Raw genomic sequence first — 11538 nt, forward strand, 5'->3', positions numbered from 1 at the left:
TGCTAAGTCACACTCAACCACATCACGGCAGTGAATCGATAAGTCTTCTGGCAGGGGATTGCCTGAGATAAGCGTTTTCCCCTAGAAATAGGGTTGAAGTTGTGCTGATCAACCGCTTGTAAGGTGCTACCCCCCGCCACCACTGATCTTTTGGCCAGGGAGCTGAGCGGGCTCCTTGATGGATCAGCCTGCTTGCAGATCAAGCTGCCAGCGCTGGGTGAGGTAGAAGTAGGGCAAGGCCAAGGCCATAGGAATGAGCATCGCCAAGGGCACGGTCTAGCTCTAAGCCGCTGGCGAGGCTTGCGGCGATGAGCAACCTCGATCACAGCAACGAACAAGACGATCAGGCCAGCATCAATGCAGGCCAAGAAAGCTTTGCGGCTGATGGAGAAGCAACTGATAACAGCAATACCAGCCCTGCTAACACGTCTGCTGCCAATAGCGCCGGCCATGACGCCTTGGCAACAACGGCTATGGCAGAACAAAGCTCTGTAGCGGGGCAAGCCGGAGATGCGTCCAATGGGGGAAACATTGCGCTAGGCCTTACAACGCCGAACTCGGCTGCAGCGTTAACGAACAATCTGTCAACCGAATTCTCAGCAGTATCTGTTGTCGCTGCATCTGAAGCCAGCCCAGAAGATACGACACCACCTCAGCTAGACGTTGATCGACACTTTTGGGGACCTTATAATGAAGTTTGGCTAGATAGCAGATACCCCAACAACCGAAACTTTGAGACAATTGAAGTCAAATCTCTGGAAGAGGAAGGATTTGAGCTTACATATACGCCAGATGATTTTTACTTTAACTTTTATTTTGACGAGCCCATTCAGTTAGGAGAAGGCTCAATAACGATTACTGGAACAACAGCAGATGGGAATGGAAACAATGAGACTAACTTAGAAATACAAAACGCGGGGGAATACGCTGGATCAACAGGCAAATATGTATCAAATGTTGATTCGATTGGAAGATATCAACTTATGGTTAAACCGTTTGACACCCTCGACCCACATTTGTCGCTTCTGGAGCTGAGCCCTAATACAGAATATCGTGTTTCAATCGGCGAGGATGCAGTAAGAGATGAAGCTGGCAATAGTTTTCCAGGTTTTGACGGGAATATATTTACATTTAACACTTCAGAAACAGAAATAGTACTAGATACAACTGCTCCAACGGTGGATAATATAAAAGCTTCTGGGAACTGGTTAAGGTACGACGGTGAACAAGTTCACGCGATCCTTCCGGGAACAACACCTTGGTTTCGATTCTCCTTCACTGAGGATGTCGTCGCTGGTGAAGGAAATATAACAATCACCAATGGAACAGATGTAACACGGCAAATCTCAGTGGCTGAAGAATGGCCTTCTTATAGTGGAGATGATTTTAACCTGGACGCTGGCAGAATTGAGCTCAGCGCTGGAGAAGATTATTCCATATTGATCGATGATAATGCATTCAAAGATCCTGCAGGGAACTATTTCGCTGGTATATCAGACCCAACAAGCTGGTCTTTCCATGTTGCTGCTGCTGACTTACCTGCAGACAGCAGCACCACAGCCGTAATTAATTACGACCATGATCTAGATCAGAACGCTAATCAGATTAAGCAGTTACTTGCTGAAAATGATGATATTGACTGGATCAAGTTAGAGATTAATGACACCAGAGACTACTCAATTTCTCTAGAGCATCCTGGCAATTGGAGCACAATCAATAACCTCCTGAAGCTTTTAGATGATCAAGGCCAAGAGATCGCTCAACAAGCAGCTAGTAGCCCTAAACTTGGGCTTGATCGGTTAGCAACAATTGAAAGAAGACTAGATCCTGGAACCTATTACGCAAGCGTGCAAGCCGAAGGCTTGTATGCGAATAAAGGTTTGTATACTGTTTCATTAGCAGCGGATAAAACTACCCCAGATCTTTATTTAGCAAGCCCACAACTTAACGGCACCGATATTGATCCAAGAAGCAAAATTGAACTCAGCTTTAGCGAAAATATCAAACGTGGTGTCGGTAATATTAAAATTTCAAATGACAAAGGTGATACAAGGCTGATCGATATCATTGATGATGCGGATCAAGTCACCATAAAAGACAATCGATTATTTATCAAGCCAACAACAGCCCTGGATGAGTCGAGCCAATATAAGATTGAGATTTTAAAAGATGTAGTTACAGATAGGGATGGAAATAGTTCATCTTTAGCAGGGCAATCTGCTATAGAATTCAAAACAGGAACAACTCCTAGCTCGCCGCCACAGTTAACACATGCGGCAAGCATTCCGACAGACTATACCAGAAGTGTAGAAACTGAAGCATCAAATGATTACCAGGAGGTGATACTCTATTTCAATCAAAATCTAAGTCGAGAAAACCTAACACCTGTTAGTGCATTTACAATTAAAGCCGATAATGAAACCATCGAAATTGATAATTATCGCATCCTTGGCAATACAGTTCGCTTAACACCCAAGACAGCTATTGAATTGGGTAAAACAATTCAAGCAAGCTATGAAGCTCCAGAGCAAGAGAACAACAAACTCCAATCTGCTGCCGGAGAAGACATAAGCACGGTTTTAGATTTTAATGTAGGTAGTGAAATAACATATGCGCAAGATCAAGGAGCAATTACTCCGTTAACTGGTGATCGGATTGAACACCGTTTAAAAGCAAACAGCAGACAAGTTTATTCTTTTACCTATTCAGATGGGCAAGAATTTGCTGAGATTTCACCAAATTCCAAATTAACAGCAAGACCATACGATAGCAGTGGTAATTTTATTGCAAATTCTAACCAATCAGTATCACAAACTTATTACGATAGCAGTGGTAATTTTATTGAGCATGAAAGCTCTAGCTCAAATTTTACAAGCAAGCTAGTAGATGGCGAAACATATTATTTGGTTGTTGGAGATATTAATTATCAAACAGATCAATCGATTGGTGCTCTTAACAGCAGAAATTACAATAGTGATGAGATAGGCACACCATTTTACATAGCAGCGAACGCCAATAATACAAAACCGAACAACGCCTATTTACACGACTCACTAAATAGCCAATTTTTCAATTTAGGCAAGGTATCAGGCGACTTTTATGTTGGCGGCTCAGCGAGTTCACCGCAAATAGAAACTTTACGAACAAGCCAGACCTCCAAGCCTCACAATTTTGAATTTTATCTAGAGACGGACGCAACATCTGATCATTCTATTACAGCATATTCATCAGATTTTTCAGATAGAACTGTAAGGTTGGCGTTATATGATGCGTCACATAATCTATTAAAGACAGAATACGCAGGAGACAAGAAAGAAAATGAATATTCTAAAAATACTTCCTTGTCATTAGATGGTATCAAGGCTGGAGCCTACTTACTCAAGACATCATCAGAGTTGGGGGCGATGGGTAACGCAGCTCCGCCAACTTACAGCCTATATTTTGAAACTCCTGATCCTCTTTCCAGTGTTCTTGCGAGCCAGCAAGATGAAGATTTAAACATAGAAGCTGTAAATCTGGGCGAAGCAAATATTGGCTTAACAACCTCATTTAATGCGATTAATAGCAGCAACGATGTTGATCGTTATCGATTCAATATTGAAGAAAACTCAACAGCAGCAGATATTAATTTGATTTTTGATAGAGATCAAACCAATCTGCAACTCGGGCTCTATTTAGAAAATGCAGTTGATCCAATTGTTAAAACCACAGCAATCCCCGAAAATCGCACTGGCTCGCGCCTAAAGAGCGAAGGCGATCACAGTTTCTCTGGTTTAAGAAAACAGGCTGAATGGCAAGGAGAGTCGCTATCCATCGATAAATTATTTCCAGGAACTTATGATCTTGTTGTTTCAAGCCCTACAGAAGAAGTTGGCTATTATCAACTTGAATTTGAAAATAATCATATTTTAGCAACCACACCTGATCAATATGAACAGGGTTCGGGTAATGACAATCCAGAAAATGCAGCGTTGCTCAACATTTTAGCTGAAAAAACTAGTATTGGAAATCTCTCTATCGACTCTGCTGATGATGTCGATTACTTTGACATTAATTATTCCTATCCATTCTCATTTGAAGATATATCAGTCAAATTTGCCCATGGATCAGGTGATCTAAAACTTGAGTTCTGCCGTGAAAATAACGGATCGGTTATTAATAGCATCTCTACGTACAATGATAATGAGTCAACAGTTGATGGCAAGAATCCATCGTGGACGACTTCAGGATTGATAAAAATATCTGGCGTTGATGGAGCAACGAATACTTATACACTTGAAATCGATAGCAAACAGGATCTACCGCAATACTCGAATACTTATAGCAAAACTTCTAAGGATAGAGATGGAAATGATCAGCTTGGTGTAGCAGAGCAAATTGTTGATTTGTCTCTATCGAGAGACGACAAAATGATATACAACAAAACTCTTCATGATAAGGATGATGTAGATGCTTATCGATTCAGCTTGATATCTGAAGGCACTGCTCAAGACTATATCTATACCAATCTTCCAGGCTCTAGAGGCCAGGATATCAATCTATATCAAGAAGATGCTTCAACATGGATCAAATCAGCGATCTCCGTTGGTAGTGATTTAAGTAGTTCAGCGGATTACGACACAACCATTCCCTTGGCTGGGCTTGCGGCTGGCGATTATGTTGTCAAGCTAAGCTCATTAACACCTACTCATTACAAGATAGGAATAGGCGAGCAAACTGAAAATATAAAGCCTTTCATCGTTGAGGATTCATATGATCTAGATCAAGCCACTAATGACACATTCGCTACCGCTGTTGATTTAGGCGTTTTAAAAGGCCATTACAATCTACCTGGCCTTACATTACATTCTCAAGACGATATCGATTATTTTAAATTCCAAGTTGAAGAGCGAACCCATTTTGATTTTACCGAAATACATTTAACGAGAGATCAAGATGGTGGCTATCTAAAGTTAGGTCTACATGATGAGAACCAACAACCCTATGGTGCAAGGCCGGGGACTTCAGAAAGTGGTGAGAATTATTTCAATGAACCAAAAGATAAGATCCACCAAAGTTTATCTCCTGAAACCGAAGTTTATGGCTTTAGGGATACCGATCATACTTTCAGCCATGGAACTGTTTTAACGGCTTTTAGTGATGGCGAACATGCTTTCTTCCCAGGAACTGATTATTACTTAAGTGCTTATGGGGTTCCAATCCAACAATACAATACTGAAAGCTCATATGGTGGAGTTGAGCAAATCTATAAAGACGTTAGCTATGAATTAGATCTCTTTTTACCGCCTACAACTCTTCCAGATACTTTGTATCCAGAGAAAGATCAATACGAAGGAGAGAATAGAAATGATCATAAATCAACCGCTACCCCCCTAGGTGAAATCAATAGCGATGTTGTCTTAAATGATTTGACATTTGATATCGAGCATTTGACTATGAACACAGGAGAGCCAATATTGAGCTTTGGCGTACCAATGCAGAGCCAAGGAGCTTCTAATCCCCGCTTTGAGATTGATGCATTTACATTCTCATTAAAGGGTGATCAGCATTTGAATGACAGTATTTACGTCACCCATGATGGAGGGTTCTTTAGTAGTGGGGATAGTACGTATGAGAGAGAAGAACGTTGGGACCATCTAGTAGCAGAACTTTGGAACGAAGACTTTACACAATCGATATCAAAAGATGGTTATAAGGACGGTTTTTCATTATTTGGGCTGCCAGAAGGTGACTATGGCCTGGTCGTTAGATCTTTATATAATACAGGCGCCGAGTGGCATGATAGCTTTAATCAATACAATATCGAATTTGATACCTCCAACTATCTTGAGGATGGAAGCCGAGCAGGAGATCAACATGAAGGAGCAACTGGCAATGACAGATGGCAGGATGCAACGCAGTTAAATAATAAACAAATCTGGCAGGGATATGAATCTGTAAGAGGCAGCCTGCATGACAAGCAGGATGACGATTTCTACAAATTTACAATTGCTGAAAATGAAAGCTATCAATTAGGTGACCCAAACCAAATAGCTCACAGTTATATCCTCATTTCTAGCGAACAGGATATCGACTTATACCTGCTTAATTCAGATCAAGAGGTTGTATATAAAGCTGAAGAGGTTCTAGGGTTAGATAATTCAGCGGCAACCACAGATGTATTCGGCAATCGAATCATACTGCCTAAGCACGACATCAAGTTTGGTTTAGAACCTGGTGATTATTATCTAAAAGTCCAGGCTGATCAGGTTGATCGAACCTTATCAAATAATACGCAGCCTGAGCTAGCAGACCATGGTGATTACAGGCTCGACATCAACCTTCATTATTCCGAACCATTATCAATTGATGACTATGATGCTTCAGAAGCAGGCCGTAATGATGTCAACTACTGGGATGATCTAAATCTAGACAAGGCTACAGACCTAGGCGTTATCAGTAATAATATAGATGGTACTAGTACCATCTATTCTGCAAATCTAGATCAAGGCCTTAAGCGTGGTGATTCTCTCATCACTAGCCTGGACCCAACCGGCAACGGCGTTGGAGATTATGATACATATTCATTCACTCTTAACCATAAATTTGAAGAAGATGGATTTATCAAAGTTACCTCTCCTGAAGGGTATGAGTCTCCTGGATTCGATCTGATCAATGAAGACTTTCGTTATGACCCCAGTAAATTTTTCGGCGATGATAAAACGAATCATCCTGCAGAATGGGGAGCACGTTCAGGAAATGGAAGTGCACATTCTTACCACGAAGGAAACCATAATATTCTCTGGGGTTCCACGGGAATACATAATGATTTTCGCCTTGGCAACGTTTATCAGGAATTTAACCCACCTGAGCCAGGCGAATACCTTCTCACTGTAGGACCAGGGAAGAGAGGAGACTATACAATTGAAATTAATGGCCCTCCAAACTCTCTACTAGGCGACATCTATGATCAGCGCGATGTTTTAGATACGGCCGCTAATGCCATTGAGATAGATCAATCATCAAATAAAGATATAATCATCAACGATTTAACCCTTCATTATTCAGAGGATAAAGACTATTTTAAGTTTACTCTAGATCGAGAAGGTTTAGCAACTGATTCCATAAACCTCTCTTCTGACAATGCAAATATTGGTGGAACTATAAGCACTAGTATATTGAAAGATATAGGATATTTGGATCCTTATGGAGATGTACAATACACCCGTGTCACCAACAATGATCGAAGTATTGAGGATACAAAGCGCGGCGGGCTTGCTGGCTACCAGCCTGGTGAATATATAATCAAAGTTAACTACGACGAGCCAGACAATGAATATTGGGCTGTTGATTCAAACTACCAATTCGAACCGATCACATATCAACTTGCGACCAATATACCCTATTTTGATGAGTCGTTATCAGCAGTTAATTTCGATGAGAAGTTAGAAGGTTTAGACGAAACCATCGATATCGGGCTTGTTTCTACGCATACGCAATTGCTGGATCAGACTATCTCTTTTAAAGATATAGATAAACGCGCATTCTCTCTTGATACTGCTGGCACAAAGAATCAAGGCATTGGCATTACCTTTGAGCATCAAGAAGGAGACCTTCAGCTTCAACTCATCAGGCCATCAGATCAGGCTGTGCTCAAGTCATCTGATATCTCTAGTCAGTCTAAAAATGCTAACCATGAGTGGATTTCTCTCGATGGTATTGAAGCTGGCAACTATCAAGCCGTGGTTTCTGGTGTCCCTAATCAATATGACTTTGAAATCATAACTGATAAAAATAGTATCCTAACAACTTCTGGCAGACAGAATCATACGATTGCCCAAGCACAATTGCTTACGGATTCAAAAGACGAACAGTTGAATAGTGAATCTTACTTAACTGGTAATTACCTTTCGAGCAATGATGGGCAAAATCTAAAGGGCGAGATTTCTCAACTCTCCTTTAGTAATGATAATTTTATAGATTACTACAAGTTTTCCACACCCTATCGCTCAAGCAACCGATGGCAGCCAGAAAAGAACTTTGTTGAAGTTAATTTCTGGAATGACCTCGGTAATGTAGACCTTGAGCTACTGAGTGGAGATGGTGAGGATATTCTTGAATATTCCCATGGTTTTGCCAATACAGAAAGAATTGAACTTATTGATTTACCAGCTGATGACTATATCCTCAAGGTTATTGGTAGAGGACAAAACAATAGCTATTCTCTTAACTACGAACTACCAGTTGTTCCCTTCACATACGAAGATACCTTAAACAATCAAACAACAAAAGAAGATATAGAACTTGCCCTCTCAGTATTCTCAGACGATAAAGCCTTTACTCCAGCCACTAGATTTGATGGCCCGGAATGGCATGAAGAGATCCTTCCAACATTACCTGCTAATTCCGGTGGGCTTCAAACAGGTCCAAGTTGGGAACCAGTCAATGCAACATTAAGCCCTGATAATAAAGAAGACTGGTATCAGATCGATGTAACACATCATTTTCAGTCATCCGCAGGCCTTTTTTATGATCCGAGGGATGCCAATGTCACGCTCGAAGTATTTGAAAAACTCCCTGGAGAGGCGGAGCTTACCCCAATAATTGGCTTAACATCAGGGCAGGGTCAAGAGAGCATCAGCTTCGAAGAACGCGGCCCGGGTAGTTATTACTTCAGAGTCAGCACTGATGATACTACAAATACTACGCCCTACAGTATGATTTTCTACTCAGGTAGAGAAATATATTTTACTGACGAATATAAAAATAGAAATATAACGACAAGCGATCTAAACTTTCCAAAGCCTCTCGGAGATGTCTATGAAGATCATGGTACGAATGATTGGTTTAATAGTGTATATGATGAATCCGCATTTAATTTTGATGCTTTCACCTATGAACTTGATAATTCATTAGCATCTGGCCAATTTGTCGGCAAGCAGGAGTTAACCAATACAGCGATTTCTAATCCGAGTGATGCAGATTTTTACCAATTCAATCTGCGCGATCATGCCAATGAGAATCATTTTATTCAAGCAGAGTTTGAACAATGGGATATGGATTTAGACTTGTTTCTGTTTGATCAAAACAATCAAGCCTTTAGAAGCAAGCTAGAAGACATATGGATGCAAGGCAACTGGTTCAAAGGCAATATTTTTGCAAACACAACCGGTTCCAATGGCGAAAGACAGGGTCTATATTATTCCAAGGATGCACTTAGTAATTCCGATAATGAAGAAATCAATCTCGACGGCTTGCCAGAAGGTGAATATGTGCTGGCCGTAGTACCACATAGAGCTTATTTGTATTCAGCAGACTATGATTTAAAGTTTAATCTACCTGAAAAAACTATATCTGCTGATCCCTATGAAGTTAATAATAGCCCTGAAACATTGTATGATCTTGGGGCTTTTACTGGCCGACGCAGTCAATACAACTTATCGATTCACGATAGCAATGATGTTGACTATATAGGCTTTGAAACCAAGTATACCGGCGCAGCAGGTGATTATATTAATCTCGATTATTTTATTAATGATGGAGAGCTGCAGTTTGATTTGATCGATCGCAATAGTGACAGCAGCGATCAAGAAAGCATTGTTAAATCTTCTACTCAAAAACCTTTCGGATCTAATCTCTCTCTAGAAGGGGTTGCGCCTGGTCAGTATTCAATCAGGGTTAGCGGAGTTGATTTAGACGAACCTAATTCAAATGGTAATGATAAAGCTACTAATAATTATCAAATTGACTATGTTTTACCAACAAATCCTGATCGGAAGGATGCATGGACAATCATGTATTACTTCCCAGCCTATCAAGACATTGATATGCACTATACAATTAATCTTTTAGAGGCTCAAATTAAGCAATGGGATTTACCTGATGAGGTGAATTTTGCAGTCATGTGGGATCAGCCGGATTGGGTTGATTTAGATGCTAATAAATCTACTGGCGCTGGCGAACAAGCTAAGTGGAATACGACAGGCCGTTCCATCCTGCGTAGCGATAACACTACAAAATGGATTTCCTCTGATTTTGAAGTATTAGAGGAAAAGAATATGGGCGATCCAACCACAGTTACTGAATTTATTCAATGGGCCAATCGTGTCGCCCCTGCCGAAAACCAGGCCTTATTTATTCATGGCCATTCACTTGGCTTGGGATCGATTATTACTGACAATGAAGTCAACGCACCGCTCCATGTAGATGAATTGGCGGCATCCCTCGAGCAACTTAAAACAGATGAATCCATAGATCTAGAATTATTGCGAATGGATGGATGCCTCACCGGCACCCTCGAGTTGGCCTATGAATTAAAAGATTCTGCACAGTTTACGATCGGTAGTGAACAGATATCAGGAGCCGGAAGTGGAACTTATAGAAGCCATGCACAATGGTTAGATAGATATCCTTATGAAATAGATGCTCGTGATCTTGCTTCGAGCATGATTGAAGATTTTAAGATCAATTATCCACAAGGCTCTAATTTTCAGAATACCTTATCTGCAATTGATACCAGCAAATTAACAGCTCTTGCAGATTCTCTTTCTGCTTTTGTCGACTCAACTGATGGCTTGAGCCCTAAAGAACGCCACCGTATCAATCTTGCGGGCTCATTTGCTCCTAGCTATGGCAAGGGTGCGAGTGCTGGGATGACAGTTGATCTTGGTCAATTCATGCGTTCTGTAAGCAACGCCAGTGAATTGCCTGAATCTGTAAGAATTGCAGCTCAAAATGTTGTTGAATCCGTTGAAACTGCAGTAATCAATAAAAATTATGATGCACAGAGAAGTGATGGCATTTCCATCTCATTTACTACTGATCCTCGGCATTCTAAGTTTAATCAAGATACCCAATGGCATCGTTTCCTTGAAGGGCAAGCCGAAGCAGCAACTGGCGATTTTCTTTTAACTCCTATTAATGATTGGTCGGCTGCTAATAACCTTGCTGCGGAGGCATTTAATTTAGGCCGCCTCAGTGGTAATGACATCGATATCGATAGCTTGGCAGTAGACGAATCAACCTCAAAGTACTTTAGATTCACTTTGGTTGATGCAGCAGCCGACGATACAACTGTAGAACTCTCCTCGCCAACAGAAGATCTTTCTGACTTGCAAGTACTATTATGGACCAATAACCATAGTGAAAAATTACGTGATTCAGCCGATTCAAATGGCCAGAAGATTCATTTGGTTGGTCTAGAAGCTGATGATTATTTACTAGAGATCAAAAATAATGGCGCACCAATACCAAATTCCTTACTAACCCTCAACCTGCCGAATGATCCCACTCCATCATTTAATTACAACAACCTAGAACACAAAGCCGCCAAATTAGGTTTGATTGCTGGCCCTGAACTCACACTTGGCACAACCTCTCCTTCATCGGCAACAGAAGATGGCGAATGGCTTTACTACAACATAGAAACATCAGCGTTGTCGGGTATCCAGCAAAACATGAATGTCGAGGTGAATGTTGCTGACGGCGCAGAATACGAAGCCGTGATCCTTGATTCCAACAACAATGTTATTAGCACTGTTACGGGAACAGGCAGCAATA

1 protein-coding gene and 1 pseudogene are annotated in these 11538 nt (G+C 41.0%); both read left to right on the top strand.

Translation table 11 applies throughout. The annotated features are described in order from the left end of the window. Nucleotides 1-123 precede the first annotated feature (123 nt). Nucleotides 124-312, top strand: a complete 189-nt coding sequence (locus SIB80_RS12170) for a hypothetical protein (protein ID WP_063419456.1) — start codon at nucleotides 124-126, stop codon at nucleotides 310-312. Nucleotides 313-983: 671 nt separating this feature from the next. After that, nucleotides 984-10757, top strand: a pseudogene (locus SIB80_RS12175) (Ig-like domain-containing protein); the annotation flags it as partial. Between the last annotated feature and the right edge of the window lie 781 nt (nucleotides 10758-11538).

Source organism: Prochlorococcus sp. MIT 1327 (assembly GCF_047304785.1).
In the GTDB taxonomy this organism is placed as follows: domain Bacteria; phylum Cyanobacteriota; class Cyanobacteriia; order PCC-6307; family Cyanobiaceae; genus Prochlorococcus; species Prochlorococcus marinus_D.